The organism is Pseudomonas sp. Irchel s3a10 (assembly GCF_900187525.1).
In the GTDB taxonomy this organism is placed as follows: domain Bacteria; phylum Pseudomonadota; class Gammaproteobacteria; order Pseudomonadales; family Pseudomonadaceae; genus Aquipseudomonas; species Aquipseudomonas koreensis_G.
In genome coordinates this window covers 815,306-841,432 of sequence record NZ_FYDR01000002.1, presented here as the reverse complement: position 1 = coordinate 841,432, position 26,127 = coordinate 815,306, and the positions used below count along the sequence as shown (strand labels likewise).

The 26,127-nt window shown below is 57.8% G+C and carries 22 protein-coding genes; 7 read left to right on the top strand and 15 right to left on the bottom strand.

Translation table 11 applies throughout. The features are described from left to right. Positions 1-117: 117 nt before the first annotated feature. Positions 118-1,599 carry a methyl-accepting chemotaxis protein gene (locus CKW11_RS09385; RefSeq protein ID WP_095137289.1) on the top strand — a complete coding sequence of 494 codons (1,482 nt, stop codon included), beginning with the start codon at positions 118-120 and terminating at the stop codon, positions 1,597-1,599. 213 nt (positions 1,600-1,812) lie between these two features. Then, a complete protein-coding gene (locus CKW11_RS09380; RefSeq protein WP_027612458.1) occupies positions 1,813-2,178 on the top strand; it encodes an Mpo1-like protein in 366 nt (121 codons plus the stop codon). A gap of 5 nt (positions 2,179-2,183) precedes the next feature. Here the strand turns inward: CKW11_RS09380 and CKW11_RS09375 are convergent, their stop codons facing one another. The 3 genes from CKW11_RS09375 to CKW11_RS09365 form a co-directional block, all read right to left on the bottom strand. Then, complete coding sequence (locus tag CKW11_RS09375; RefSeq protein ID WP_095137395.1) at positions 2,184-2,978, bottom strand: acyl-CoA thioesterase II; 795 nt, start codon at positions 2,976-2,978, stop codon at positions 2,184-2,186. A 225-nt stretch (positions 2,979-3,203) separates the two neighbouring features. Continuing rightward, on the bottom strand, positions 3,204-3,971 hold the full coding sequence (locus CKW11_RS09370) for a CHAD domain-containing protein (RefSeq protein ID WP_095137288.1): 768 nt from the start codon (positions 3,969-3,971) through the stop codon (positions 3,204-3,206). Between the two features lie 79 nt (positions 3,972-4,050). Continuing rightward, positions 4,051-4,329, bottom strand: a complete 279-nt coding sequence (locus tag CKW11_RS09365; RefSeq protein WP_041069470.1) for a hypothetical protein — start codon at positions 4,327-4,329, stop codon at positions 4,051-4,053. Positions 4,330-4,545: 216 nt separating this feature from the next. On the opposite strand from CKW11_RS09365, the gene CKW11_RS09360 reads away from it, so the two are divergent. Further along, entirely contained in the window at positions 4,546-5,592 is a 1,047-nt protein-coding gene (locus tag CKW11_RS09360; protein WP_095137287.1) for a patatin-like phospholipase family protein, read from the top strand. 142 nt (positions 5,593-5,734) lie between these two features. On the opposite strand, the gene CKW11_RS09355 is transcribed toward CKW11_RS09360, so the two are convergent. From CKW11_RS09355 to kdpF, 6 genes are all read right to left on the bottom strand, one after another. After that, positions 5,735-6,433, bottom strand: a complete 699-nt coding sequence (locus CKW11_RS09355; protein WP_047295501.1) for a response regulator — start codon at positions 6,431-6,433, stop codon at positions 5,735-5,737. A gap of 48 nt (positions 6,434-6,481) precedes the next feature. Beyond that, positions 6,482-9,133: a sensor histidine kinase KdpD gene (locus tag CKW11_RS09350; RefSeq protein WP_095137286.1), complete on the bottom strand. Its 2,652-nt coding sequence runs from the start codon at positions 9,131-9,133 to the stop codon at positions 6,482-6,484. Between the two features lie 127 nt (positions 9,134-9,260). Next, positions 9,261-9,806, bottom strand: coding sequence for a potassium-transporting ATPase subunit KdpC (gene kdpC, locus CKW11_RS09345; protein ID WP_095137285.1), 546 nt, complete (start codon positions 9,804-9,806; stop codon positions 9,261-9,263). Between the two features lie 131 nt (positions 9,807-9,937). After that, a complete protein-coding gene (kdpB, locus tag CKW11_RS09340) occupies positions 9,938-12,001 on the bottom strand; it encodes a potassium-transporting ATPase subunit KdpB (RefSeq protein ID WP_095137284.1) in 2,064 nt (687 codons plus the stop codon). Between the two features lie 10 nt (positions 12,002-12,011). After that, the gene (gene kdpA, locus CKW11_RS09335) at positions 12,012-13,706 is read right to left on the bottom strand and encodes a potassium-transporting ATPase subunit KdpA (protein ID WP_095137283.1); all 1,695 of its coding nucleotides are present in this window, start codon (positions 13,704-13,706) and stop codon (positions 12,012-12,014) included. Positions 13,707-13,714: 8 nt separating this feature from the next. Next, a complete protein-coding gene (gene kdpF / locus CKW11_RS09330; RefSeq protein ID WP_007963673.1) occupies positions 13,715-13,804 on the bottom strand; it encodes a K(+)-transporting ATPase subunit F in 90 nt (29 codons plus the stop codon). A gap of 408 nt (positions 13,805-14,212) precedes the next feature. Here kdpF and eat point away from each other — a divergent pair, with 408 nt between their 5' ends. The 3 genes from eat (at position 14,213) to CKW11_RS09315 (ending at position 16,660) form a co-directional block, all read left to right on the top strand. Beyond that, positions 14,213-15,577: an ethanolamine permease gene (gene eat / locus CKW11_RS09325; protein WP_095137282.1), complete on the top strand. Its 1,365-nt coding sequence runs from the start codon at positions 14,213-14,215 to the stop codon at positions 15,575-15,577. A gap of 220 nt (positions 15,578-15,797) precedes the next feature. Further along, on the top strand, positions 15,798-15,965 hold the full coding sequence (locus tag CKW11_RS09320) for a DUF2897 family protein (protein WP_003226857.1): 168 nt from the start codon (positions 15,798-15,800) through the stop codon (positions 15,963-15,965). 137 nt (positions 15,966-16,102) lie between these two features. Continuing rightward, positions 16,103-16,660, top strand: a complete 558-nt coding sequence (locus CKW11_RS09315; protein WP_095137281.1) for a TetR/AcrR family transcriptional regulator — start codon at positions 16,103-16,105, stop codon at positions 16,658-16,660. On the opposite strand, the gene fabF is transcribed toward CKW11_RS09315, so the two are convergent. Together fabF and CKW11_RS09305 are read right to left on the bottom strand one after the other, a co-directional pair. Further along, positions 16,657-17,931 carry a beta-ketoacyl-ACP synthase II gene (gene fabF / locus CKW11_RS09310; RefSeq protein ID WP_095137280.1) on the bottom strand — a complete coding sequence of 425 codons (1,275 nt, stop codon included), beginning with the start codon at positions 17,929-17,931 and terminating at the stop codon, positions 16,657-16,659. The genes CKW11_RS09315 and fabF overlap by 4 nt on opposite strands. A 17-nt stretch (positions 17,932-17,948) precedes the next feature. Beyond that, positions 17,949-18,746: an SDR family oxidoreductase gene (locus CKW11_RS09305; RefSeq protein ID WP_095137279.1), complete on the bottom strand. Its 798-nt coding sequence runs from the start codon at positions 18,744-18,746 to the stop codon at positions 17,949-17,951. A 341-nt stretch (positions 18,747-19,087) separates the two neighbouring features. Here CKW11_RS09305 and wzy point away from each other — a divergent pair, with 341 nt between their 5' ends. Next, entirely contained in the window at positions 19,088-20,533 is a 1,446-nt protein-coding gene (wzy, locus tag CKW11_RS09300; protein ID WP_095137278.1) for an O-antigen polysaccharide polymerase Wzy, read from the top strand. Positions 20,534-20,591: 58 nt separating this feature from the next. On the opposite strand, the gene CKW11_RS09295 is transcribed toward wzy, so the two are convergent. The 4 genes from CKW11_RS09295 to CKW11_RS09280 all read right to left on the bottom strand — a co-directional run bounded on the left by CKW11_RS09295 (position 20,592) and on the right by CKW11_RS09280 (position 26,102). Continuing rightward, positions 20,592-22,046 carry an O-antigen ligase gene (locus CKW11_RS09295; RefSeq protein ID WP_095137277.1) on the bottom strand — a complete coding sequence of 485 codons (1,455 nt, stop codon included), beginning with the start codon at positions 22,044-22,046 and terminating at the stop codon, positions 20,592-20,594. A 407-nt stretch (positions 22,047-22,453) separates the two neighbouring features. Then, the gene (locus CKW11_RS09290; RefSeq protein ID WP_095137276.1) at positions 22,454-22,777 is read right to left on the bottom strand and encodes a helix-hairpin-helix domain-containing protein; all 324 of its coding nucleotides are present in this window, start codon (positions 22,775-22,777) and stop codon (positions 22,454-22,456) included. A gap of 191 nt (positions 22,778-22,968) precedes the next feature. Then, entirely contained in the window at positions 22,969-23,985 is a 1,017-nt protein-coding gene (locus CKW11_RS09285; RefSeq protein ID WP_095137275.1) for a glycosyltransferase family 4 protein, read from the bottom strand. Positions 23,986-24,107: 122 nt separating this feature from the next. Continuing rightward, positions 24,108-26,102 carry a nucleoside-diphosphate sugar epimerase/dehydratase gene (locus tag CKW11_RS09280; protein ID WP_095137274.1) on the bottom strand — a complete coding sequence of 665 codons (1,995 nt, stop codon included), beginning with the start codon at positions 26,100-26,102 and terminating at the stop codon, positions 24,108-24,110. Positions 26,103-26,127 lie beyond the last annotated feature (25 nt).

Sequence of the window (26,127 nt, the reverse complement as noted above, 5' to 3'; positions counted from 1 at the left end):
GCTCCCACAAGGGGCGCAGCGTAGAACCTGTTGACCCATATCAAGATCCGCAGATCTGCATAGCGGCACAATGCTGGCACCTTGCCAAAACTGTTTCCGCTATCAGAGAAGACCTCCATGGGTGCCTGGCTTAGCAATATCTCGCTGAAATACAAATTCTGGGCGGTCAATGCGGTCGCCTTCGTCACCACCCTGCTGCTGGTGCTGTACGCCGTGCAACTTGAGCAGCAGGCCCGCAGCCACGCGTCGAAAACCGCCGCGCAAGCCCAGGCACAATTGCTCAAGGCCTGGCCGGCCGGGCAGGCGCTGCCCAAGGCCGATCAGGTACTGACCTTCAAACGCGGAGAAGTGCCGCGCCTCAACGATCAACCGGTGCTGGAGATCAGCGACAGTAACGGCTGGGACGAGGTCAATCATCTGCCGCTGTTCGGCAACAACCCGCTGCTGGGCGCCGAAGTGTTCAGTCGTGGCGACGGCGAGCAAGTCGCGGTCATCGCCTATGGCCCGAGCCTGGCGCAAGTGTTCAGTGAACGCTTTGCCAACTACGCGGTGGCGGTGTTCATCCTGATGCTGGCCATGCTCGGCGCTTCGCAGTTGCTGATCCGCTTCCTGCTCAGTCAGCTCAACACGTTGAAGGATGTGATGCTGCATGTCGAGAAGAGCGGTGATCTCTCGGCACGCGTGCCGCTGGCCTGCAAGGACGAAGTCGGGCAAATGGCCAATGCGTTCAACGCGATGCAGGCCGGTTATCAGCGGGTGGTCACGACTGTCGCCAACACCGCGCGGCAACTCGACGTCGGCGCCGCACGTCTTGCGGCGAGCATGAACGAAGTGCGCCACGGCATGCTCGGTCAACAGAGCGAGACCGATCAGGCCGCCACCGCGATCAATGAAATGACCGCCACGGTTTATCACATCGCCCAGCACGCCGGCGCCACCCGCGACCTGTCGCAGACCGCCGATGGTCTGGCCGGCAGTGGCCAGCAAGTGGTCAGCCGTGTGCAGCAGTCAATTGCCGGACTCTCCAGCGGCGTGCAGCAGACTGCCGAAATGATCCAGCGCCTGGCCGAAGACAGCCAGAAGATCAACGGCGTAGTCAGTGTGATTCACAGCATCGCCGAGCAAACCAACCTGCTGGCGCTGAACGCCGCCATCGAAGCGGCCCGTGCCGGCGAGATGGGCCGCGGTTTTGCGGTGGTCGCTGATGAGGTGCGCAACCTGGCGAAACGTGTGCAGACCTCCACCGATGAAATCACCACCATGGTCTCGGCACTGCAGGCCGGCACGCGCGATGCGGTGGACTTCATGCAGGAGAGTTCGTACAAGGCCGACGACTGCGTGCAACAGGCGCAGGAGGCTGGCGAGGCGCTGGCGGAAATCACCGGCGCCGTGGCGCAGATGCGCGAGAGCAACACGCAGATTGCGGTGGCGGCCGAGCAGCAGAGTCAGGTCGCGGAAGAGATGAATCGGGCGGTGGTGAGCATTCGTGATGTGACCGAAAACACCGTGCAGCAGACCGTGGATTCGGCGACCACCAGCAATGAGTTGGCGACGTTGGCCGGGGAGTTGAGCAAGGCCATCGGTCAACTCAAACTTTAAGGGACTCATCGCGAGCAGGCTCACTCCTACAGGGGATTTGTGTGCGCAGCAGATCCTTTGTAGGAGTGAGCCTGCTCGCGATGGCGTCAATTGCAACACCATCGAATCCAGCCATTGCGCCTATCACCACCATAGCCAACCTTGATTCGCCGCCCCACCCGCCCCGGCCTATTCTTCAACCATGTGTTCAACATGGATCGAGGAGTAGTCAACATGGGCAAACGTCACCCCAATCTTCCCGCGTGGCAATGGCGCGCGTACCCGAACAATCACCAGCACCCGACCAATCTGGTGTTGCACCTGATTGCCGTGCCGCTGTTTATCGTTGCATTTCTGTTGATCGTGTCCGGCGTGTTCAGCTTGAGTCTGGCCAGTATCGCCATCGGTGTGATCGGGATTGTCGCGGCGCTCGGTTTGCAGCGCCACGGCCACAGCCTGGAGGCGCAAGCCTCCGAGCCGTTCAGCGATCGCAAAGATGCCGTGTCACGCTTGCTGGTCGAGCAGTTCCTGACCTTTCCACGGTTCTTTCTAAGTGGCGGCTGGTGGCGCGCCTGGCGGGAGCGCCACCGTCGGCATTGAGTGATTCAGGCAAAAATCGTCACGGTCTGCCGACTCATGGCGATCAACTCCCCCTCCGCGCTCCACAGCTTGGCGGCGACATGGCCGTAGCCGTCGGCGGCGTATTCGATGTCGGCCAGGTATTTGCACCAGTCCAGGGTGCTCAGGTCGCGTAGCGGTTGCACGAATTCGATGGTCCAGGTCAGCGTGCTGCCCGGTGCCGGCTTCTTCAGGTACGGCAACAAGGCCGGTGGCCAGGCATCCACCAGCGCCAGCAGATGCGCCTCATTGACCGGTTCTTCCTTGACGTCTCCACGCAAACGCACCCAGCCGCCCATCTGCCGCGATGTGTTGCCGGTGAAAGGCATGCCGCCGACACTCCAGCGCATCGCCAGATGCCGCATGAATTCCGGGGTCACGCCCTTGATGTAGGGCAACTCCTGGCATTCGTCCCAGTGTTTCATTTCGGCTGCCGGATAGGCGGCAACGGCCACTTCCGAAGGTCGCGAAGCGCCGAAGCTGCCCTGCACAATTGTCACCACCTGACCGTTCTGCACAGCCCGGCCCAGCACCTGGCTGACCGCTTTGCCTTCGCGCAACACATCGACTTCGAAGCTCACCGGGACTTCCGGTTCGACCGGGCCGACAAAGGTGATCGCCAACGAACGCACCGGGCGCTCCGCCGGCACTTTCGCGCGCATGGTTTCGTATTGCAGCGCCGCGACCAAGCCACCAAAACTGGCCCGACCCTGACCCCACTCGGCAGGAATGGTCACTTCTGGCTGGCGACGGACCGCCTCGATCAGATCGGAAAAGCGCATGACAACCTCGGCAAGCGAAAAAAGGAATGCAGCGATCTTAACCAGCATGGCAGAGCGCCGCAGCGTCTATTCCGGTCAAATGGACTGACAGAAAGGCCTTAAGGTCAGGAAGATATTCGAATGTGGGAGCGGGCTTGCTCGCGAAAGCGGTGTATCAGTAGACACATCTGTGACTGACACACCGCTTTCGCGAGCAAGCCCGCTCCCACAGGGATCTGAGTGGATTCAGGATTTGAAGCAGCTTGAACTGAGTTTATCCAGCACCCGATCCGCCTTGGCTTCAGCCTTGATCAGGCCCGCCTGCCAGGTCGCGACGCACGGTTGCAGATCGCTTTCCAGTTCGGCCCGCGCCAGCCACTGCCAGCAATCGTGCCAGTCACCCAGCGCGCCCTGCGCCGACTTCAGCCGCTCCAGCGCCGGCTCAGGCAGGCGATCGAGTTCCGGATAGGCTTCGATGCCATAGCGCACGCGCTTGATCAGCAAGCGCAGACGATGGCGGTCGTGGGCCGGATCGTGCAGCGCCTCGTCGAGTTTCTTCCATTGTTTGTGCAGGCGTTTTTCGATGCGTTTGCCCAGGCCCTTGAGCAGGCCCTGGCGCTCGGAAGCACGCAGGAATCGCGGGAAGGCATCGAGGATAATCAGCAGCGAAGCCACTTCGGCGCTCGCCGCCAATGTTGGATAGGCTTCGTCCATTTGCGCCATGCGCCGCTGCGCCGCTTGCGGTTGATCATGCTTGAGCAGATACGCCGCCAACACCTCGCGATCACGCCACGGTGTGGTCAATTGACCAACTGCCGACGCCGCGCCCTCCAGTTGTTCCACTCCCGGCAAACCGCGCAAGGGTCGCAACAGGCTGCGCAAGCGCCGTACCGTTGTGCGCAAGTCGTGCAGCGCCTCGGGGTCGGTCCGCGCAGTCAGGCGCGCCTGACAGGCCAGCAGTCGCACTTCCAGGCTCAGGACATGAGCCACCAACCGATCCACCAACGCAGACATCGCTTGCTCCTGATTCACATGGCTTGAAGGATGAGTCTGCCGTGAGAAGGCAGGCGCATCCTTGCGTCAAGTCAGCAGCTTAGCGGCCGGCGCGGGATTCGCGAATATAGAAGCGGGCTTTCTCGGCCTTTTTGCTGCAGCCTTCAAAGCCTTCGAATTGCTGCTGAGTCTTGGCCGCCGTCAGCAACGACAGCGCCTTGGAGTAGCTGACCGTGCCGGCGAAACCCTCGGCCTTGGCCAGGTCCAGTTCATGCCACGCGGCATCCAGCTGACTGCCACAGCTGTCCCGATAAGCAGTCTTGCCAGCGCAACCGGCCAATGCCAGCGCGATCAACGGCACACAGATCCAGGCTTTCATCACTCACACCTCAAAATAGGTCAACAGTCGTGCAGGTAAGACGTTGCAGCGCGGGAAAAGTGCCTTGGCGCCCCATGAATCTGCGGCGACTAAAGCATAGCGCCGAGCGGTCACGGAGTATCGAAAAAACGACGCTCCTGCCGTCTCCAGCGACCCTGCCGATTGTCGCCCGCCCCCCGAAGGGTGCATTGTGGAGCCTTGTCGGGAGGAAGTTTGATGAAAAAGCGTGTCGCACTGGTGCTGGGCTCCGGTGGCGCCCGGGGCTATGCCCATATCGGGGTCATTGAGGAGATCGAAAGACGCGGTTACGACATTGCCTGCATTGCCGGTTGTTCGATGGGCGCGGTGGTCGGCGGGATCTATGCGGCGGGCAAACTTGACGAGTACCGCACCTGGATCGAAACCCTCGACTATCTGGATGTGCTGCGGCTGGTAGACGTGAGTTTTCGCCTCGGTGCAATTCGCGGCGAAAAAGTCTTCGGGCAGATCCGCAAGATCGTCGGCGAGATCAACATCGAAGACCTGCGCATCCCCTACACTGCGGTCGCCGCCGACCTCACCAACCAGCAGGAGATCTGGTTTCAGGAAGGCTGCCTGCATCAGGCAATGCGCGCCTCGGCGGCGATTCCCAGCCTGTTCACCCCGGTGATGCAGGGCAACCGGATGCTGGTGGACGGCGGCATTCTCAACCCGTTGCCGATCGTGCCGGTGGTCTCCAGCCACTGCGACCTGATCATCGCGGTCAACCTCAACGCGACCAACCAGCGGCACTACAAATTGCCGGTGATTCAGCGTCCACCCGCGTTTCGTTCGCGCTTCGACAGCCTGCTCACTTCCCTCGGTTCGAAGATGCCATTCCGCCGCAAGCAGGCCGAGCAGTTGCTGTTGCTCGAACAGGAAGCCTTGCGCGCCGAGGCGGCAGACATCAATCCGTGGCTGGAAGGCAGCGAGCCGGAAAGTCAGCAACCGGCAGCGGCTCCCGAGCGCGAAGGCGCACCGAAATCCGCCACCGGTTCGTTCATCATCGACAACGTCGGGCCGGCGTCGCTGCTGGACCTGATCAACCAGAGTTTCGAGGTGATGCAGACCTCGTTGGCGCAGTACAAGATCGCCGGCTATCCGCCGGACATTCTGATCAACGTGCCGAAGCGCGTGTGCCGGTTTTTCGAGTTCTACAAGGCGCCGGAGCTGATCGCGCTGGGACGGGAAATTGCGCGGGATACGCTGGATCGGTATGAGAGTGAGCAGAGTAGAGAGCCCTGAAGTTCTCGGCTGGCTGTCAGGGCCTCTTCGCGAGCAAGCCCGCTCCCACAGTGGCCGGTGAGAAACACAAATTTCAATCACACCGGAGAACCCTGTGGGAGCGGGCTTGCTCGCGAAGGCGTCAGCTCAGCCAACCCAAAACCTACAGGCTGTTGTCACTCAACAACCGATACCCAACCCCCGCCTCAGTCACGATAAACCGCGGCCGCGTCGGATCATCTGCCAGCTTCTGGCGCAAATGCCCAACCACAATCCGCAGATAATGACTGTCCTCGGTATGCGTCGGCCCCCAGATATCCTTGAGCAATTGCTGCTGGGTAATCACCCGCCCCGGATGCCGCGCCAGTTGCGCCAGCACCGCGTATTCCTTGCGGGTCAGCGCCACTTCGGCGCCGTCGAGCAGCACCCGCCGATACGCCAGATCCACGGTCAACGGGCCAAACGTCAGCGCCGCTTGCTGGGCCTCGCCGGCCGGCGCCTGGCGCAACAAGGCGCGGACCCGGGCGAGAAACTCCTGAATGCCGAACGGCTTGGTCACGTAGTCGTTGGCACCGCCATCCAGCGCCTGGACTTTCTGCCCTTCGCTGGCCCGCACCGACAGCACCAGCACCGGCGCGGTGGCCCATTCGCGAAACTCGCGCAGCACCTGCTGACCGTCCATGTCCGGCAGGCCGAGGTCGAGCACCAGCAGGTCGGGCTTGTTCAGCGCCGCCTGCGCGAGGCCCTCGGCACCGGTGCCGGCCTCCAGCACTTTGTAGCCTTGTGAGGCAAGGCTGATGCGCAGAAATTTGCGGATCTGCGGTTCGTCATCGATGACCAAAATGGTCGCGGTCTGGCTCATGAATTCACATCAACACAAAGGATTGGCAAGAGAGTAGCGCAGCCGGGCTCAGGCTTCATTGTCCATCCCCGGTTGCGCCTGCAATGGCAGGTGCAAGGTGATGCTGGTGCCACGCCCGTCGATGCCCTCGGCGACGCTGATCCGCCCGCCATGCGCACCGACCATGCCCTGACAGATCGCCAGCCCCAGACCGGTGCCCTGCCCGCCGCGATCACCGCGCGCGGCGGTGTAGAACATGTCGAAAATCTTCGCTCGCTCGTCTTCGGGAATCCCCGGGCCTTCGTCGCTGACCGTGAAGAAAATCTCGTCCTCGCTCGCCCCGGCGCTCAATTGCAAACGACCGTGAGCCGGTGAGAAACGTGCAGCGTTTTCCAGCACATTGACCAGCGCCTGCTCGATCAGCGCCGCATGCACGAACAGCAGCGGTAACTCGGACGGCACGTCGGTGCTGACCTGCAACGGCGCGAGCACCGCACGCAGGCGATTGAGCGAACTGCCGACGATGTCCGCCGGCGCTACCCAGTCGCGCGCCAGCTTCAACGCACCATGGCCGAGGCGGGTCATGTCCAGCAGATTCTGGATGTAACGGTCGAGGCGTTCGGCTTCGTCGCGGGTGCCTTCGAGCAACTCGCGGCGATCCTCCAACGGAATGGCTTCGCCGAGCGCCAGCAGGCTGTCGATGCTGCCGCGCATGGCGGTCAGCGGTGTGCGCAAATCATGCGACACCGAGGCCAGCAACGCGCTGCGCAATTGCTCGGTTTCGCCGTGCAGGCGCGCGGCTTCCAGATCGTCCGCCAGTTGCGCACGGGCCAGCGCCTGAGCCAGTGGCTGGCTCAACGCAGTGAGCAGGCGTCGACGCTGGCCACTCAAGGTCTGGCCTTCTTTGGCGCAGACCCCGAGCAGCGCCAGCGGCCCGTCCTCCACCGACAGCGGCCACCACCACCAGCGACCGAACGGCAGCGTACCGGTGCCCATGCCGGCCGGTTGATCGTGTTGCCAGGCCCAGTCGGCGGCGGCGCGTTCCGATTCGCTGAACTCCAGCGGCCCGCCGGTTTCGACTTTCCAGCCGCCCTGGCCATCGCGGTTGAGCAGGCACAATTGCAGATCGCTCCAGCCGTTGAGGTGCTGCGCCGCAGCGCTGATCACCGCCTGACGATCGGTTGCGGCAGTGAGTTTGCGCGACAGATCCAGCAGCTCCGTGGTCTCTTCCTGCGTGTCGCGCAACGCCTGCAACTGCCGCCGCTGACGCGCCGCGAGGTTACCAGTGAGCGCCGCCATCAGCAGGAAGAACAGCAAGGTCAAAACGTCTTCTTCGCGCTGGATGGCGAAGGAAAAATTCGGCGGAATGAACAGAAAATCGTAGGTCAGAAACGACAGCGCCGCGCAGGCCAGCGCCGGGCCCAGGCTGCTGCGCACCGCCACCAGCAACACCGCCGCGAGGAACACCAGCGAGATGTTCGGCAACGGCAAAATACTCGATACCGCCCACGCCAGCGCACTGGCCAGCAGCGTGGCAACCAGCGCCAACAGATAGTCGAACCAGACCAGCGTCGGCGTCGTTCGCAGGCGCTGTTGCGGGTGTTCATGATCGTTGTCGAGTACGTTGATTTCCAGGCCGTGGGCCTGGCGCAGCAAACGCGCGGCGAGCCCACCACCGAACAGGCGACGCCGCAGACTCGGCCGCGACTGGCCGACCAGCAGCAGACTCGCACGGCGTTCGGCGGCATGCTGGATCAGGGTTTTCGCCACTTCGCCGGCGCGTAACAACACCACTTCGCCGCCGAGGCGTTCAGCCAGTTGCTGGGCATTTTGCAGGCGCAGGCGCGATTGCTCGTCGCGCACCGTGCCATTGTCGACATGCACCAGACTCCACGGTAAATGCCGACGTTGGGCCACCCGGCTGGCGTGACGCACCAGGCGTTCCGCATGCGCATCGCCATCGACGCCGACCAGCAAACGCCCACGCACCGCCGGAGCCGCCTGACCGAGTTGGCGATAGCCTTGAGCGAGGTCGTTGTCGACCTGCGCCGCCGCCGTTTGCATCGCCAGCTCGCGCAACGCGGTGAGGTTGGTCTGGGTGAAAAACGCATCGATCGCCGCCCGCGCCTGCTCCGGCACGTAGACCTTGCCTTCGCGCAGACGCTCCAGCAATTCACGCGGCGGCAGGTCGATCAGCAGCAGTTCGTAGGCTTCCTGCAGCACCCAGTCCGGCAGGGTTTCGCGCACCTGCACACCGGTAATGCCGCGCACCTGATCGTTGAGACTTTCCAGGTGCTGGACGTTGACCGTGGTGTACACGTCAATGCCGGCGGCAAGCAGTTCCTGAATATCCTGCCAGCGCTTGGCGTGGCGACTGCCGGGGGCGTTGGTGTGCGCCAGCTCATCAACCAGCACCAGTTTCGGTTTGGCTGCGAGCAGACCGTCGAGGTCCATTTCTTCGAGCATCACGCCACGGTATTCCGAGCGCACCAGCGGCTGCTGCGGCAAACCGCCGAGCAGCGCTTCGGTCTCCGCACGACCATGGGTTTCGACGACACCGGCGATGACTTTCACACCCTGGCGCAATTGCGTGTGCGCGGCCTGGAGCATCGCGTAGGTCTTGCCGACCCCGGGGGCGGCGCCGAGAAAAATCTTCAGCCGGCCACGGCCGTCGCGGGGCAGGTCTGCTAACAGGGCGTCGGCGCGGCCGGAGTCGCTCATGCTTGATCTCTTCAGTCAGATGTTTATGCGTTGCCAGTTATGGCCTCTTCGCGAGCAAGCTCGCTCCCACAGGTTCAGTGTTGCTCTTGTGGGAGCGAGCTTGCTCGCGAATGGCAGCGCCGCAGAATTACAGTTTTTCCAGCGCCATGTTCAGCTCCAGCACATTCACCACCGGCGGCCCCACCAGCGGCTGTTCGATGTGCGCATCGAGCAGTTGCTGCAAGGTCGCCACCGGCAAGTTGCGCGCTTGCGCGACACGCGCCAGTTGATAGGCAATTGCCGCCGGTGGCAAGTGCGGATCGAGGCCACTGCCGGAAGTGGTCAGCAACGCCAATGGCACCGGCCCCTGGCCTGGCACCTGCAACTTGTTGGCGTCGTCGATTACCCGAGTGGCCAGCGCCGGATTGCTCGGCGCGAGGTTGCTGGCGCTGCTGGACACGGTGGCAAAGGCGCCCGCCGAAGGGCGCGGATGGAACCACGCATCGCCGACAAAATCCTGGGCGATCAGCGACGAGCCGCGCACCTTGCCATCGGCATCGTGCACCAGGCTGCCGTTGGCCTGCTCAGGGAAAGCGACCTGCGCGACGCCGGTCACCACCAGTGGATAGGCCACGCCGGTGATCAGGGTCATCAGCACCACCAGGCTCAGGGCCGGACGTATCATTGTGGACATTGCAAAATCCTCGAATTCAGAAAGCGGATACCGCGTTAATTCAGGTGGACCGAGTCGACTTCATCGCCAGCAGGCTGGCTCCCACAGGAGGCCGCATTGCAAATGTGGGAGCGAGCCTGCTCGCGAATGGATCACACCAAATGCAAAGCCGTGAGCAGCATGTCGATCGCCTTGATCCCCACGAACGGCACCAGAATCCCGCCCAGTCCGTAGATCAGCAGGTTGCGGCGCAGCAGTGCCGCGGCGCTCGCTGCCTGTACGCGCACGCCACGCAGTGCCAGTGGAATCAGCACGACGATGATCAAGGCGTTGAAGACGATCGCCGAGAGGATCGCGCTCTGCGGACTGGTCAGTTGCATGATGTTCAGCACGCCCAGTTGCGGATAAATCGCGGCGAACAATGCCGGCAGAATCGCGAAGTATTTGGCGACGTCGTTGGCGATGGAAAAGGTTGTCAGCGCGCCTCGGGTTACCAGCAACTCCTTGCCGATCTGCACCACGTCCAGCAGCTTGGTCGGGTCGCTGTCGAGGTCGACCATGTTGGCTGCTTCGCGTGCGGCTTGCGTGCCGTCGTTCATCGCCATGCCGACGTCAGCCTGGGCCAGCGCCGGGGCGTCGTTGGCGCCGTCGCCGCACATGGCGACCAGACGACCGTCGTTCTGCTCAAGGCGGATGCGCGCCAGTTTTTTCTCCGGGGTGGCTTCGGCGAGCACGTCATCGACGCCCGCTTCTGCCGCGATGGCCGCAGCGGTCAACGGGTTGTCGCCGGTGACCATCACCGTGCGAATCCCCAGTTTGCGCAGCTCGGCAAAACGCTCGCGAATGCCTGGCTTGACCACGTCCTTGAGATGGATCGCACCGAGCAGCTTGCCGTCGGCGCAGACCAGCAACGGCGTGCCGCCGCTCTGCGCGATCTTGTCGATTTCCCGGGACAGCGCCGGGGCCAGATCGGAGCGCTGTTGACCGAGGAAGGCCAGCAGCGAATCGACTGCGCCCTTACGGTAAACACGGCCCTGATAGTCGACACCGGACAAGCGGGTTTCCGCACTGAACGGTACGGCAGTCAACGTATCCGGCGCCGGCTCGGTTTGCGGGTGCAGACCGCGCAGGTATTCGACGATGGATTTGCCCTCGGCGGTTTCGTCCGCCAGCGAAGCGAACAACGCGCCTTCGGCCAACTCGCGACCACTCACGCCCGGCGCGGCATACACCGCGCTGCAACGACGGTTACCGAAGGTGATGGTGCCGGTCTTGTCCAGCAGCAGCACGTGCACGTCACCGGCCGCTTCCACGGCGCGCCCGGATTTGGCGATCACGTTCAGCCGTACCAGACGATCCATCCCGGCAATACCGATGGCTGACAACAGGCCACCGATGGTGGTCGGAATCAGTGTGACCAGCAGCGCCACCAGGAACACCAGCGGCAGGCTGCCGTTGGCGAAGTGGGCGAACGGCTGCAGGGTCACCACCACCAGCAGGAAGATCAGGGTCAGGCCGATCAGCAGGATATCCAGCGCCACTTCGTTCGGGGTTTTCTGGCGTTTGGCGCCTTCAACCAGCGCGATCATGCGGTCGAGAGTCGATTCACCCGGGTTGGCGGTGATCTTCACCAACAACCAGTCGGACACCAGGCGCGTGTTGCCGGTGACCGCCGAGCGATCGCCGCCGGACTCGCGAATCACCGGCGCCGATTCACCGGTGATCGCCGCTTCGTTGACCGCGGCAATACCTTCGATGACTTCGCCGTCACCGGGGATCATCTCCCCGGCCTCGACGCGCACCACGTCACCTTTGCGCAGGCTGGCGGCGGGCACCACCTGGAAACTGCCATTGCCCAGTTTGCGCCGCGCGCTGAGGCCTTCGCTGCCAGCCTTGAGGCTGTCGGCGCGAGCCTTGCCGCGACCTTCGGCCAAGGCTTCGGCGAAGTTGGCGAACAGCACGGTGAACCACAGCCACAGAGCAATCTGCGCGGCGACGAAAGTCGGCACGACGTTGTCCGGGATGAAGCACAGCACGGTGGTGAAGATCGCCGTCAGTTCGACCACCAGCATCACTGGCGAACGCACCAGTTGGCGCGGGTCAAGCTTGACGAAGGCTTGCACCAGCGCCGGACGCCACAGGGCCGAGATCGCGGTTTTCGGTGCTTCTGCCGACTTGGTCGGCACCGCAGGTTTTGCAGGAACATGCATATTCATGATGGATTCCTTAGAAGCCCAAGCTCAGGTGTTCAGCAATCGGACCGAGCGCCAGAGTCGGCAGGAAGGTCAGGCCGCCCACCAGCAAAATGGTCACGGTCAGCAGGGTCACGAACAGCGGGCCGTGGGTCGGGAAGCTGTTCTGGCCGATCGGTGCGGTTTTCTTCATTGCCAGGCTACCGGCCAAGGCCAGTACCGGCAGGATGTAGCCGAAGCGACCGATCAACATACCCAGACCGAGCATCAGGTTGTGGAACGGCGTGTTGGCGCTCAGGCCACCGAAAGCCGAGCCGTTGTTCGCGCTGGCCGAGGTGTAGGCGTAGAGCAACTGGCTGAAACCGTGCGGGCCGGGGTTGCTGATGGTCGCCGCCGGGCCAGGCAGAGTGGCGGCAATCGCACCAAGCACCAGCACGCCGATCGGCATGACCAGCAGAGTCACGACCAGTAATTGCACTTCCCGCGCCTGCAGTTTCTTGCCGAGGTATTCCGGGGTGCGGCCAATCATCAGACCGGCGAGGAACACCGCGATCAACACGTTGAGCAACATGCCGTAGAGCCCGGCACCGACGCCGCCGAAGATCACTTCGCCGACCATCATGTTGACCAGCGCCACCATGCCGCTAAGCGGGTTGAGGCTGTCGTGCATGCCATTGACCGAACCGTTCGACGCTGCGGTGGTAGTCACCGACCACAGCACAGTGGCGGTGGTGCCGAAGCGCGCTTCCTTGCCTTCCAGCGGCGCGGTCTGCTCGACAGCGGCGTTGTTCAGGGTCGGGTTCGGCTGATATTCGGCCCACAGCGAAGTCGCGCCGCCGATCAGGAACAGTGCGAGCATGCAGGCGATGATCGCGCGGCTCTGACGCAGGTCTTTCACGTAATGACCGAAGGTGAACACCAGCGCCACCGGGATCAGGATGATCGAAGTGACTTCGAACAGGTTGCTCCACGCGGTCGGGTTCTCGAACGGATGCGCCGAGTTCACACCGAAGAAGCCACCACCGTTGGTACCCAGTTGCTTGATCGCAATCTGGCTGGCGGCCGGGCCGAGCGGGATCACTTGATCGACGCCCTGCATGGTTATGGCATTGACGTATTGCGCGAAGGTCTGCGGTACGCCCTGCCACACCAGGTACAGCGCCAGCAGCAGGCACAGCGGCAGCAGGCCGTAGAGGGTGGCGCGGGTCATATCGACCCAGAAGTTGCCCAGGGTCTTGGCCGACTTGCGACCGATGCCACGGCACAACGCAACCAGCACCGCGAGACCGGTGGCGGCACTGACGAAGTTCTGCACAGTGAGGCCGACCATCTGGCTCAGGTAGCTGAGCGTCGCTTCACCGCTGTAGGACTGCCAGTTGGTGTTGGTCATGAAGCTGACCGCGGTGTTGAACGCCTGTGTCCATTCCTGGCCCGGCAGGTTTTGCGGGTTCAGCGGCAGGTGATCCTGAAACAACAGGATCGCGAACAGCAGCAGGAAACCGGCAAGGTTGAACGCCAGCAAGGCCAGCGTGTATTTCTGCCAGCTCTGCTCAGCCTGCGGATCAACCCCGGAAATCCGATAGCAACCGCGCTCGACCGGGCCGAGAATCGGCGTCAGCCAAGTGCGCTGACCTTCCATAACCTTGTAGTAAAAGCGCCCGAGGAACGGCGCCGGCAGCAAGACCACCGCAAAAAACGCGAGGATCAGCCAATAGTCATAACTGTGCATAGCCGCTCCTAGTTCCGGTCCGCGCGCAACAGCGCAACCAACAGATAAATGAACAGCCCGGCTGCCAACAGCAGGGACACCCCGTCCAGAACGCTCATGGAAGATCTCCGTATTACGGCGTATTGCCGCGTGTGGAGGCATTGTCGGAAAGGAGGCTGTAAAGGAACGAGAGCGAGGGGTGCGGCGGCGCATAAAGAAAGCGTAAAGAGTCGGTTTATGCGTTCGTTACAGCAGGGTTTTGCGTCGTGTTGGCGGGCCTCTTCGCGAGCAAGCTCGCTCCCACAGGGGATTTGTGAACGCCACAGATCCAATGTGGGAGCGGGCTTGCTCGCGAAGACGGCATAACCGACAGCATCGCACCCAACTGGCGCACAAAAAACGCTCATCCAGCCGCGAACATCCCCGATACGACAGCTTTCAGCGCTTTACGACCTGACTCACGGCAATGGCACGCCCACTGCACACGCCCTTCCCCGAGCTTTCAAAACCGTTCCGGGAGCAAGCGCATGAACACACAACTCAAACCCACACTCGGCACCTTGCACCTGTGGGGCATTGCCGTCGGGCTGGTGATTTCCGGCGAGTACTTCGGCTGGAGTTACGGCTGGGGCGTGGCTGGCACGCTGGGTTTTCTGGTGACCTCGTTCATGGTCGCCACGATGTACACCTGCTTCATCTTCAGCTTCACCGAACTGACCACGGCGATCCCGCATGCGGGCGGGCCGTTTGCCTACAGTCGCCGTGCCTTTGGAGAAAAAGGCGGGCTGATCGCCGGACTGGCGACGTTGATTGAATTTGTTTTCGCGCCACCGGCGATTGCGCTGGCGATCGGCGCCTACCTGAACGTGCAATTTCCGGCGCTTGACCCGAAACACGCGGCAGTCGGCGCCTACATCGTCTTCATGGGGTTGAACATCCTCGGGGTGAAACTGGCGGCAACCTTCGAGTTGATCGTCTGCGTGCTCGCCGTCGCCGAATTGCTGGTGTTCATGGGCGTGGTCGCTCCGGCCTTCAGCTTCAGCAACTTTGCGCTCAATGGCTGGGCCGGTTCGGACGTTTTTGGCGCACCAGCGATTGCCGGGATGTTCGCCGCAATTCCTTTCGCTATCTGGTTTTTTCTGGCCATCGAAGGTGCGGCCATGGCCGCCGAAGAAGCCAAGGATCCGAAGCGCACGATCCCCAAGGCCTACATCAGCGGCATCCTGACCCTGGTGTTGCTGGCGATGGGCGTGATGTTCTTTGCCGGTGGCGTCGGCGACTGGCGCACCTTGGCGAACATCAACGATCCGTTGCCGCAGGCGATGAAGACTGTGGTCGGCGACAACTCCGGCTGGCTGCACATGCTGGTGTGGATCGGTCTGTTCGGTCTGGTGGCGAGTTTCCACGGGATCATCCTCGGCTACTCGCGGCAGTTCTTCGCCCTCGCCCGCGCCGGTTACCTGCCGGCGTCGCTGGCGAAACTCTCGCGCTTCCAGACCCCACACCGGGCGATCATTGCCGGCGGCATCATTGGCATCGCCGCAATCTACAGCGACGGTCTGATCAATCTCGGTGGGATGACCCTTACCGCGGCGATGATCACCATGGCCGTGTTCGGTGCGATCGTGATGTACATCATGAGCATGCTCAGCCTGTTCAAATTGCGTAAATCCGAACCCAATCTCGAGCGGACTTTCCGTGCGCCATGCTATCCGCTGATTCCGTTGATCGCGCTGGTGCTGGCGGTGGTTTGCCTGGTGGCGATGGCGTGGTTCAACACCTTGATCGGGCTGATTTTCCTCGGCTTCATGGCAGTCGGCTTCGGCTACTTCCTGCTCACCGGGCAACTGCGCGCTGACGCTCCGGCCGATGCGATGCTGACGGGGCGATAACCCATCATGTAGGAGCTGTCGAAGGCTGCGATCTTTTGATCTTGTTTTTGAAAAAGCAAAGTCAAAAGATCGCAGCCTTCGGCAGCTCCTACAGGGAATTAAGGTGCGTCGGGGATATCGGGCCTAGAATGGAACCACTGCGAACTCACTTCGCTCAAAGTGGTATGCAGCCTCGCTGGCGAAACCCTCGCCCGCCGAGCTGCCATTAAGGAGAGCCGTTATGCCTTGGTATGCCTGGTTGATTCTGGTCGTTGCAATCGGCTCGATCGTTGGCGGACTGATGATGTTGCGCGACACCGCCAACAAGGTTGAACTGACCGACGAAGAACGCAAACGCGTTGCACAGCGCAACGCCGAAGCGGACATCAAGGACGCACAGGATCGCTGAACGAAAAACCCCGCCGGAAGAGGCGGGGTTTGTTTTTCGTGGCTTTGGACTTATCCGCCGACTTTTTAGAAGTAGAAGTACAGTCACCATTTAATTTTCCTTGGTTAAGATGGGGGCCTTGTTGCGGAGAGCTCCACATGCGTTACTCGCAGAACCATAAAGCCCAGACTCATCAGCGCATCATCAAGGAAGCCTCGGCACGCTTTCGCAAGGACGGCATCGGTGCTACCGGTCTGCAACCGCTGATGAAAGCGCTGGGGCTGACCCACGGCGGCTTTTACTCGCACTTCAAATCCAAGGACGAACTGGTCGAAAAAGCCTTGCAGGAGGCGAGCGATCAAGTCGATGGTCTGTGCGCCGAGATCTTTGCCCAGGAACACCCGCTGCAGGCGTTTATCGACACCTACCTGTCCGAATGGCATCAGACCTCTCCGCACGAAGGCTGCCCGCTGCTGACCATTTCCTCAGAGCTGGGTCTGCGCGGCCAGCCGAGCCCGACCAGTGATGCAGTACTCAATGCCCGACTGAATCAAATCGAAGGCACCCTTGAGGGCGTCAACAGCGCCGACCGGGCCATCGTCATCATGTCGACGCTGGTCGGCGCACTCTTGCTGTCGCGCAGTGTCGCTGACGCCGAGCTTGCTCAGCGCATCCTCGACGTCAATCGCGATCACCTCAAGCAATCGCAGGACTAAGCCTGCCAGCGCTTGAACAGCACACTGGCGTTCACTCCGCCAAAACCGAAACCGTTGGACAGGGCATATTCGATCGGCGTCGGCCGCGCCTGGCCGTGAACGATATCTACACCCGCACTCGCAGGATCGGGATTGTCAAAATTGAGCGTCGGCGGGACTACCTGATCGCGGATGGCCAACAAGGTGAAGATCGCTTCCAACCCACCGGCAGCGCCGAGCAAATGCCCTGTGGCGGATTTGGTCGAGGTCACGGCGATTTTATTCTCCGTACCGAACAGCGCCTTGATCGCAGCCAATTCACCAAGATCGCCAACCGGCGTCGAGGTCGCATGCGCATTGAGATGCTGCACCTGCTCTGGCGCGACGCCCGCCTGAGCGAGCGCCAACTGCATCGCGCGGCGTGCACCACTGCCGTCTTCCGGCCCGGCGGTGAGGTGATAGGCGTCGGCAGTGGTGCCGTAACCGACCAGCTCAGCCAAAGGCTGCGCGCCGCGGGCCAGCGCATGCTCCAGCGATTCGATCACCAGCAGACCGGCGCCCTCGCCCATTACGAAACCATCGCGACCACTATCAAACGGTCGTGAGGCACGTTCGGGGGTGTCGTTGTAACCGCTGGACAATGCTCGCGCCGCGGCAAAACCGGCCAGACTGACCCGATCGATACAGGCTTCCGCCCCGCCGCAAACCGCAATATCCGCTTCACCGGCACGAATCATCCGCGCAGCATCGCCTATCGCCTGGACCCCGGCAGCACAAGCAGTCACAGGTGCGCCGAGCGGGCCTTTCAAAGCGTGCTGGATCGATACATGTCCAGCCGCCAGATTGACCAGAAACGATGGGATGGTGAACGGCGACAGCCGACGCGGGCCACGACTGTCCGTGGTGCGTACGGCGTCGGCTATTGCACCGAACCCGCCAACACCGGAGCCGATGATGGTCGCAGTGCGCTCCTGATCCTTGGCCTCGGACGGCTGCCATCCGGCTTGCGCCAACGCTTGGCGCGCCGCTTCCATGGCGAACATGATGAAGCGGTCCATCTTCTTCTGCTCTTTGGGCGGCGTGGCAAGGTCCGGATCGAAACCGGCCTCGACGTCCTCTGCCGCAGTCGGCACCATCCCGGCGACACGGGTCGGCAGATCTGCACTCACCGCGTCAGGCAAATTGCGCAGGCCCGAGCGCCCGGCGAGCAAGCGCTGCCAGACAATCTCGACGTCACTGCCCAAAGGAGAAACCAGGCCCATACCGGTGACAACAATTCGACGTTCACTCATACCACAGTTACCTCTGATCAATTCTTGTAGCGTTGGGCCGCGGAGCTGCGCGACAGATTCGGCGCCATGACATGCCGCGCACGCACAAATTCCTGCCATTCCCCCTCGTCCGGTAGCGACGGGATGGTAATCAACTCGCCCTGATCCAGACCGACCAGCGCCGCATCGACCATCTCGCCAGCCTCCATCACCATCTCCGCCGGAATGCCGCTGGCGTCGATGCCGGAACGCTCCCAGATTTCAGTGCGGGTAACGCCGGGCAACACCGCTTGCACCTTCACGCCTGTGCCTTCGAGCTCGGCGTTGAGCGATTGAGTCAGGCTCAACACGTAGGCTTTACTCGCGCTGTAGGTCGCGTTGAAGCGCTCCGGAAACAGCGCCACTACCGAGGCGATGTTGATGATCGTGCCCCGAGCGGACTTGGTAAAACTCGCAGCAGCAGCTGCTGCCAAGCGGGTGACGGCGGTGATATTGAGCAGGATCAAACGTTCTAGCTGCTCCATATCAGCGTTGGCCAACGGACCATCCGTTGCCACACCAGCGTTGTTTACCAATAGGGTTATGCTTGCATCGCTGCGCAGGCGTTGCTCCACATCGAGCAGATTTTCCCTGCGCATAAGGTCTGCCTTGAAGACTTCCACTTTGACACCGTAGGTGCCACGAATTTCTGTTGCCGCCGTCTCCAGTCGATTTTGATCTCGCGCCACCAACAACAGATTGAATCCACGCGCTGCCAATCTCTCAGCATAGACGGCACCAATGCCGGATGAGGCGCCGGTGATGAGGGCTGTTCCCAGGGTTTGGCCTGATTTCATGAGGATACTCCGCAGATTAGATGAAAGATGAGCCGCCCGACACCAGGAGACGCTGACGAGGTAGGAGAATTATAGGCATAATACGACGTAAATATTACAAAGGTAATTTTATTTGCTCAACGAAAGGCACGCTTGCACAGAACTCATATCATCAGCGGGCTTTCATCATCACAACGGGGATACAAGACGCGTAACCATGAAGCCAAGGCATTTGGAGTTGCCTGCATGAGCAAATCCGAACGTTGAATCCCAGAAGTCGTAGAGGATGGCGGCAAAGCCTTGACGATCCACCAGTCGCTTTATGGCATGATACAAGTACTTTCAAATCGTCAAGAAATCACATGAATATCAAACAGCTCAATCTTCATCGGCTTGCAAACGCCAGGATTATTTCCGTGGCCTCTCTAGGGTTAATTCCCTTGCTGCTGCTGGCCTGGATGCTCGTCCCAGACAGCCTGACGATGCCTCAAGCTGAAACAGCTTCAACCTTACTAATCGTCGCCACCCTGGTCTACCTGATTATCACGAGCGTATTAGTTCATCGCACTATCGTGCATACATACATATTTTTTCTAGGCTGCGTATCGTTATTCGTTGGTGGTCGATTTCTCAGCTATGCTGCGGGCTTCGACATAGCAGCATTGGGTATGGAAACCAATATTTTTTCCGTACACAGACCCGACTTCGTGACGATATCGATGAGTGCCAAGGAAGGTGTTCGTCTATCGGTCTATATCGCCACATGCCTGTATGCAATACACGTGGGATACATGTTTACGATATCCAAGCAATCGAGCCAGATAACCAGCAGTAACGATATCTCTTGGGCATGGACTCTGAGTATTCCCTCCATGATTCTGGCAGCAATTTCTACCGTGGTTTTTCTGATCAGCTTTCCCGATGTTTACAACGCCGTACACAGCGATGGTTACTTGTCGCTGTATAAGTCTGCTTCAAGCGACTTCACAACGCGTGGTAGTACTGCAGCACAATACGGTCTGCTGATAGCGCTGGGCCTTGCTTTCGCTTCGAACTCGCGATGGCTTGGTTGGACAGTAATGGCATTGCTGGGAGCCTATTACATTGCGAACCTGCAACTGGGTATCCGTGGCGGCATCATGGGATATTCCCTGCTCTGCATATGGTTGTTCCATACCAGAATCAAACAAATTGACCGCCTTGCGCTAATAGCCATTCCTGCCATTCTCGCCGTACTGGTGACGTTCGCAGCATTCGGCACACGCGCTGGCAACTTTGGGGAAAAAACCGCACTTTATCTGCCTTGGTTTATTGATAATCAAGGACTTACAGTGCTCTATATTCATTCAGCCATGCAGATTGACAGCTACCCAACGCTTGCCTATTTTCACAGTATATTTCCGGCTGTTCCGACATTTTTTGCTCTGGCGGGGCAATCTGTTCCACTGGATCAACTTTACTTCGGGCAATTCCTTTCCAAAATCGCTTTGTCCGGAGATGCATACCAACAAGGATTTGGTATGGGCTGGTCAGTTTTTGCGGATTTCTATGCCTACACACTCTGGATACCAGGTTTGTATCTGATTGCAGCAGGTGTTTTTGGTGGCCTGTTGGCGAAACTTGTTAACTCTACAAACCCGCTTGTCTTCGGCGCACACGTCATGATTTTCGTGAAAATCATGCTACTGCCTCGGACTGGACTGTACAGTATTGCCCCATTCCTCCTTGTGTACTTTGGAATTTTAGCTAGTTGCTACTTCGGCCATTACATTTATAATCAACGGGATTCATATTTCCTGAAACGATAAACAAGAGAGTTGTATCCAGCATGGATACAACTCTCTTTTTTTATATACGAAACCGACCTCAAGAAACCGAAGATGAGACACGACTATTATCGTCAACCTCATCTTCAGCAACCTGTTCAAACAGCCTGTTCTTTATAACTACAGCGCAAATCACCATATACAGCGTAAATATCGGCTGGCGAAGCATAAAGTGAGCACCAGAGAAAACCATTAAGACGATCAATAGAGTAATCGAGTAAGGATCACGTGCCTTGAATGCACCAATGATCAGCCACAAGTAAGCAACAGCAAAAAGACCTACCCCCACGATACCTACTTGCGTAAGCATATCCAGGAGAAGATTGTGCGCCTCTTGTCTCTCATCGGGTGAATCCAGATAAGAGAATGCACCAGGCCCATGCCCGACAATCGGAGACAACTTCCACACTTCATAGGCGTGTACCCACAAGGTTTTACGTACACCCGCCTTATTTGGATCCATCCCAACGCCAATAGCTGAGTCAGATCGACCAAAAACAAGGGGTGCAGGAGTCTCCTTCGCCCGAATCTCGGCATGTGATTGCTGCACCTCGCCAGATCCTGCCGGATTATCTTGCGCAATGATTGAAGTATTGGACGACGAAGAATTGATACTAGTTAGTTCCTTTTCCCGGTCCGTGGCTGAAGGTTGCTCCACCGAGGAAATTTTCTCTGAAACTTCATTTCGAACAGCCTCGAAAAGTTGCTGACCAGGGCCATCAAAGAAAAACTTGAAGGAAACGAACGCGAGCACAAACGCGGCAATCACGCTCGCAAAAAATTTCCAGTTGATTCTTTTTAACCAGCACCACGCGATAATGGTCAAAAGAGGAACTCCAATGGTCCACGCCAATAGCAGCGCATCGCTCCTCACACAGAACCCTAAAAAGAACACAAACCATAGAAATATGAATTTCTTGAAAAGTCGCAATCCGCGCCAACTGGTATTTTGTGACACAGCGGCCAACCAGATCGGCACAGGCAACAAGAACAATGCTAACTGATTAGGATTGGTAGACCATGCAGCAACTCTTGACGGATAAAAGGTGGTATTGATTTCCAGCAAATTCGAAACCCATTCGCTACCAACCAGAAAAATCACAAGCGGAATTGAAAGCAGCAGAACAGGGATTGTTCCCAACGCTCTAATGAAGCGCTGAAATTCTTCTTTATTTAGATCCCCCACATAAGCGAGAACGATCAAAGTGAACCCGGCAGCGTAAACGTAAGCAATCGCCGTATGTACGGTTGCCTCTCCACGTACAGTACCCACAAAATAGCCTGCAATGGCAGTGATTATGAAAGCCATCCAGAACAGCATCAGCGGGTGCTTGAAATTCTGTAAAAACTGGCCGCGGCGATAAAAAATAACCGCAGTCAACAAAACGATTACTTCGCCAACGCCTATAGGCAAGCCCGGAAAACGAAGCATGGTCGACACGGACAAGAAGGCGACCAGAGCCGCGATTACAGGGATTACGCTTTTTCTATCCATTTGAAGATAACACTCTCTGATCAACGACAAACCAAGCTGATGTTTACCTGGCAGCTAACTCCAGGGACACCGGACTCAAGTATGCCACAAGCACATATCCTGTAACTTCTCCTTGTCAGATATGTGTCATATTATTTAACATTGAATAATGATCAGAGTATTTCTGAAAAAGTCAACACCTATAAACTAAAAAATCCATTGCCAGTTACTTCCCTGATTCTCCCATGAGCCGGGGCTAGTCAAGGGAAATCATACGATGAGTGCTACGGGTTGAAAGAAAGGAACAGTCATGGCGCGACAAAAGAGTCTTGAGCCGCATTACATAGAGGAGGCGGCGTATCACGTCGACACGTGATACGACAAAGCAGAAAGGCCAGTCAAGCTGGCCTTTCACATAGCGACAGTGCTTATTTTACTTGTAGCTTCTCCTTGTTCGTTTCGAGAATCGTTTTGCCTACTCCTTTTACTTCCAGGAGCTCGTCAACTGAAGAGAATGGCCCGTTGATGTCACGGTAGGCAACAATGGCTTGAGCCTTTGACTTACCCACGCCTGTCAACTCGCGTTGCAAGGTACCCGCATCAGCGGCATTGAGATCGATTCTCTCGTCTTGTCTTTTCTCAGAAATCTCCAGAGCTGCAGGCGAGGAATCGACCACCGGGGCCGCTATTGCACTGATTGAAAGGGTTGCAAACACTGCAAGCACTAGAGAGCGAAAGAATCCGTAAGACATATTTAAAACTCCATTATTTCAAATTGAGAGGATAGCTTTTCATTTGCCGCCTTTCAAAATTAGGTCAAATTCGCGGAGTGTCAAAAATGTGTTTAATACTAAATGTAAAATTGAAAAACTGTAGAACCAAAAATTTAATCAACAGTCTTTTTGTCACCAGAAGTGTGAAAAGTTGAAAAAAACATGTACAACTACCCTCCCTCTATCCTTCCTGCACCAAAATAAAGAGCAATTAATAGTAGAGGTGTATACGCAACAAGAACACCAACAAAACCATCAAGACCAAAAATCATCACACTTAGCGCAATCGGGAACAACCAAAATATATTAATTAAAACAACTGAAAATATGACAGTAGAATGTTTTCCACAGCGGCGGGCTGCGATCTGATAGCTATGAGTACGATGCCCCTCATCAAGCCTGGCTCCTTGAATAAAGCGCCGTATCAATGTAAACGTCGAGTCCACTACAAATACGCCCAGAAGGATCAACCACACCCACAGCAACTCTGGATTACGCCAGACCGCCTGAAGCGAAAAAACACCGAACACAATCCCCAGAAAACCACTGCCGGTATCCCCCATAAAAATTCGAGCCGGAGGATAGTTCCAATAAAGAAAACCTGTAACAGACATAGCCAAAAGCAAAGGAGGCCATATAAGGTCCTTGTACCCAGTCAACCAATATATAAAACATACAGCCAAACAAATGGTAACCGCTTCAAAACTGGCAATTCCGTCAATACCATCCATGAAATTATATAAATTAAGCATCCAAACCAGATAAAAAACCGCCAGCAGGTGACCAACCCAACCAAAATCAATCAGCACTCCAAACAAATTTATTGGAGGCATTCCCTTAAACACCAATAGTGCCCAAAATGCTCCGACAAAGTGGCCGAGCAATCGCCAGCGAACAGCGATATGACCGCGATCATCCAGATACCCCAATACCGCACTGACTGATCCCGCCCCCAGCATTGCGATGATCAAAGTCCAATCGACAATACCCCAGATGCCAAAAATCGGCAGCGCAAGTAGAAAACTGAAAACTATCGCAATCCCACCGCCGCGAGGCGTCGGAATAGAATGGGAGCTACGATTGTTTGGCAGATCCACGATACTGCGAACAAGTGCATAGCGCCGCATGCCCCCCGTGAGTGCTAGAGACAGTGCCGTTACAACAATTAACGACATCCATATACTCATCTGGGGACATCCTTTAAGCGCCTTTAACGCAACGAAGATCAGGAGGAAGCTGCCCAGCCTGAGTTGACCACACTGCCATGCGCCTGATGAACAGATATGCCATATATGCCATCACACGCCGATCAAGGTTCAAGACGTCGCTGTTGATAGATCCAGTCAACTATTTCACCATCTGGCGTGTACCCGCTCACAGTCTCACGCAACAACTGACGCACTGTTGCGTAGTCGTCCTTATCAATCGCTGATAAGAGCTTGCTGATTCTGCCTTTGAGAATATCCCAGGACAGATGATCTTCGTCCGCGCTCATGATCATCGGGTGCGAGGTGGCCACTACGCTATCGCCGATCAATAGCTCTTCATACAACTTTTCACCAGGACGCAATCCGGTAAATTCGATGGCGATATCACCATGAGGGTTTTTTTCGGATCGCACGCTCAAACCGGACAAATGAATCATTTTTTCTGCCAGCTCGACAATTTTCACCGAGTCGCCCATATCAAGCACAAAAACATCCCCACCCTGCCCCATGGAGCCAGCTTGAATAACAAGCTGTGCAGCCTCAGGTATGGTCATGAAATAACGAGTGATTTTCGGGTGAGTTACCGTCAGCGGACCGCCAGATTTGATTTGCTTGTGGAAAAGAGGAATTACCGAGCCTGATGACCCCAGTACATTACCGAATCGCACCATTGTGAAACGGGTTTTGTTCACCTGGGATACATTGTCGAGAAATCCGAACAGCGTCGGCGCGGTTTCACGACTGAGTGCTTGCAATATCATTTCGGCCAGACGCTTGGTGCTGCCCATCACATTGGTTGGACGGACAGCTTTGTCTGTTGAGATCAAAACGAAATTGGATACACCCGCCTGCAGAGCCGCTTGCGCGGTATAAAGCGTGCCGATAACGTTATTCAGGACACCCTCTGCAATATTGTGCTCGACCATAGGCACGTGCTTGTAGGCTGCCGCGTGATAGACAGTATCCACATTCCAGGTTTTCATCACATCCAGAAGTTTTTCCTGGTGACGCACAGACCCAAGAATCGGAAGCAGCTTGACCAACAGCGATTCCCGACTGATTCGCTGTTCAAGTTCGGACACAATGCTGTAAAGATTGAACTCACTGTGTTCGAAAAGTAGCAAAGTCTTCGGTTTTGCGCTCAAAATCTGGCGGCATAGTTCCGATCCGATAGATCCCCCAGCCCCGGTCACCAAAACACATTGGTTTTCGATGCAGCGAGAGAACAGCTCCTCTCTAGCCGGAACTGCATCACGACCAAGCAAGTCAGCAATATCAACTTCTTGAATGTCGTCGACCTTGACCCGACCACTCGCAAGATCCATAAACCCCGGAACGCTTCGTACATGCAGAGGAAAGTCTTCGAGAAAATTAAGAATCTCCCGGCGACGCCCGCGACTCGCGGAAGGTACGGCCAGTAATATCTCCTGAGCACCCGTTGTGTCGATCATTTGCTGTATATGTTTTGGGGTATAAACCTGCAGCCCCGAAATGATCCGTCCTGCAATACCGCGATCATCATCGATAAACGCTACCGGACGCATCAAACGCCCCATCCGCAGCGCCACTGCCAGCTGGTTCCCGGCAGAGCCGGCACCATAGATGGCAACCTTGGGCAGACCGTCATCTCGATTGGTGAACGGCACATGCTGCGTAGCAGCAAACCAGTTACCAAGAAAATACTGGCGCATGGCAAGACGCAATCCGCCTATCAGCACCAGACTTAGCCACCAATAGTTAAAAATGATCGAGCGAGGGACTACTGGTGCGTGGTTGCTATACCAGTACACAACAACAGCCAGCAAGAGGGAAGACAGACTTACGGCTTTGATGATGGCGATTAGGGCGTCATTACCAAAATATCGCATAACCGCGCGATACATGCCAAATCGAATAAACAATGGAATTGCAACGACGGGAGCACTGATAAACAACCAGCGATGTTCTTTAAATGGATTGATCAGATCATCAATACCAAGGCGCACGACAAATGCCATCCATAGAGCAAGCCAAATCAGCAGCACATCGAAACTTACCTGAATCAAGCGCTTTTTCCTGCGTGACAGACCTAACAAGAATGTTCGTGCTCTTTCCATAACTCCCTCGTACAACCTAAATCAT

Excerpts from the sequence above, each read along its gene's own strand:
- wzy (WP_095137278.1), top strand. The coding sequence starts at position 19,088 with ATGAATATCAAACAGCTCAATCTTCATCGGCTTGCAAACGCCAGGATT.
- CKW11_RS09380 (WP_027612458.1), top strand. The coding sequence starts at position 1,813 with ATGGGCAAACGTCACCCCAATCTTCCCGCGTGGCAATGGCGCGCGTAC.
- kdpA (WP_095137283.1), bottom strand. The coding sequence starts at position 13,706 with ATGCACAGTTATGACTATTGGCTGATCCTCGCGTTTTTTGCGGTGGTC.
- eat (WP_095137282.1), top strand. The coding sequence starts at position 14,213 with ATGAACACACAACTCAAACCCACACTCGGCACCTTGCACCTGTGGGGC.
- CKW11_RS09360 (WP_095137287.1), top strand. The coding sequence starts at position 4,546 with ATGAAAAAGCGTGTCGCACTGGTGCTGGGCTCCGGTGGCGCCCGGGGC.
- CKW11_RS09285 (WP_095137275.1), bottom strand. The coding sequence starts at position 23,985 with ATGAGTATATGGATGTCGTTAATTGTTGTAACGGCACTGTCTCTAGCA.
- CKW11_RS09365 (WP_041069470.1), bottom strand. The coding sequence starts at position 4,329 with ATGAAAGCCTGGATCTGTGTGCCGTTGATCGCGCTGGCATTGGCCGGT.
- CKW11_RS09280 (WP_095137274.1), bottom strand. The coding sequence starts at position 26,102 with ATGGAAAGAGCACGAACATTCTTGTTAGGTCTGTCACGCAGGAAAAAG.
- fabF (WP_095137280.1), bottom strand. The coding sequence starts at position 17,931 with ATGAGTGAACGTCGAATTGTTGTCACCGGTATGGGCCTGGTTTCTCCT.
- CKW11_RS09295 (WP_095137277.1), bottom strand. The coding sequence starts at position 22,046 with ATGGATAGAAAAAGCGTAATCCCTGTAATCGCGGCTCTGGTCGCCTTC.
- CKW11_RS09315 (WP_095137281.1), top strand. The coding sequence starts at position 16,103 with ATGCGTTACTCGCAGAACCATAAAGCCCAGACTCATCAGCGCATCATC.
- kdpB (WP_095137284.1), bottom strand. The coding sequence starts at position 12,001 with ATGAATATGCATGTTCCTGCAAAACCTGCGGTGCCGACCAAGTCGGCA.
- CKW11_RS09320 (WP_003226857.1), top strand. The coding sequence starts at position 15,798 with ATGCCTTGGTATGCCTGGTTGATTCTGGTCGTTGCAATCGGCTCGATC.
- CKW11_RS09305 (WP_095137279.1), bottom strand. The coding sequence starts at position 18,746 with ATGAAATCAGGCCAAACCCTGGGAACAGCCCTCATCACCGGCGCCTCA.
- kdpC (WP_095137285.1), bottom strand. The coding sequence starts at position 9,806 with ATGTCCACAATGATACGTCCGGCCCTGAGCCTGGTGGTGCTGATGACC.
- CKW11_RS09350 (WP_095137286.1), bottom strand. The coding sequence starts at position 9,133 with ATGAGCGACTCCGGCCGCGCCGACGCCCTGTTAGCAGACCTGCCCCGC.
- kdpF (WP_007963673.1), bottom strand. The coding sequence starts at position 13,804 with ATGAGCGTTCTGGACGGGGTGTCCCTGCTGTTGGCAGCCGGGCTGTTC.
- CKW11_RS09385 (WP_095137289.1), top strand. The coding sequence starts at position 118 with ATGGGTGCCTGGCTTAGCAATATCTCGCTGAAATACAAATTCTGGGCG.
- CKW11_RS09290 (WP_095137276.1), bottom strand. The coding sequence starts at position 22,777 with ATGTCTTACGGATTCTTTCGCTCTCTAGTGCTTGCAGTGTTTGCAACC.
- CKW11_RS09375 (WP_095137395.1), bottom strand. The coding sequence starts at position 2,978 with ATGCGCTTTTCCGATCTGATCGAGGCGGTCCGTCGCCAGCCAGAAGTG.
- CKW11_RS09370 (WP_095137288.1), bottom strand. The coding sequence starts at position 3,971 with ATGTCTGCGTTGGTGGATCGGTTGGTGGCTCATGTCCTGAGCCTGGAA.
- CKW11_RS09355 (WP_047295501.1), bottom strand. The coding sequence starts at position 6,433 with ATGAGCCAGACCGCGACCATTTTGGTCATCGATGACGAACCGCAGATC.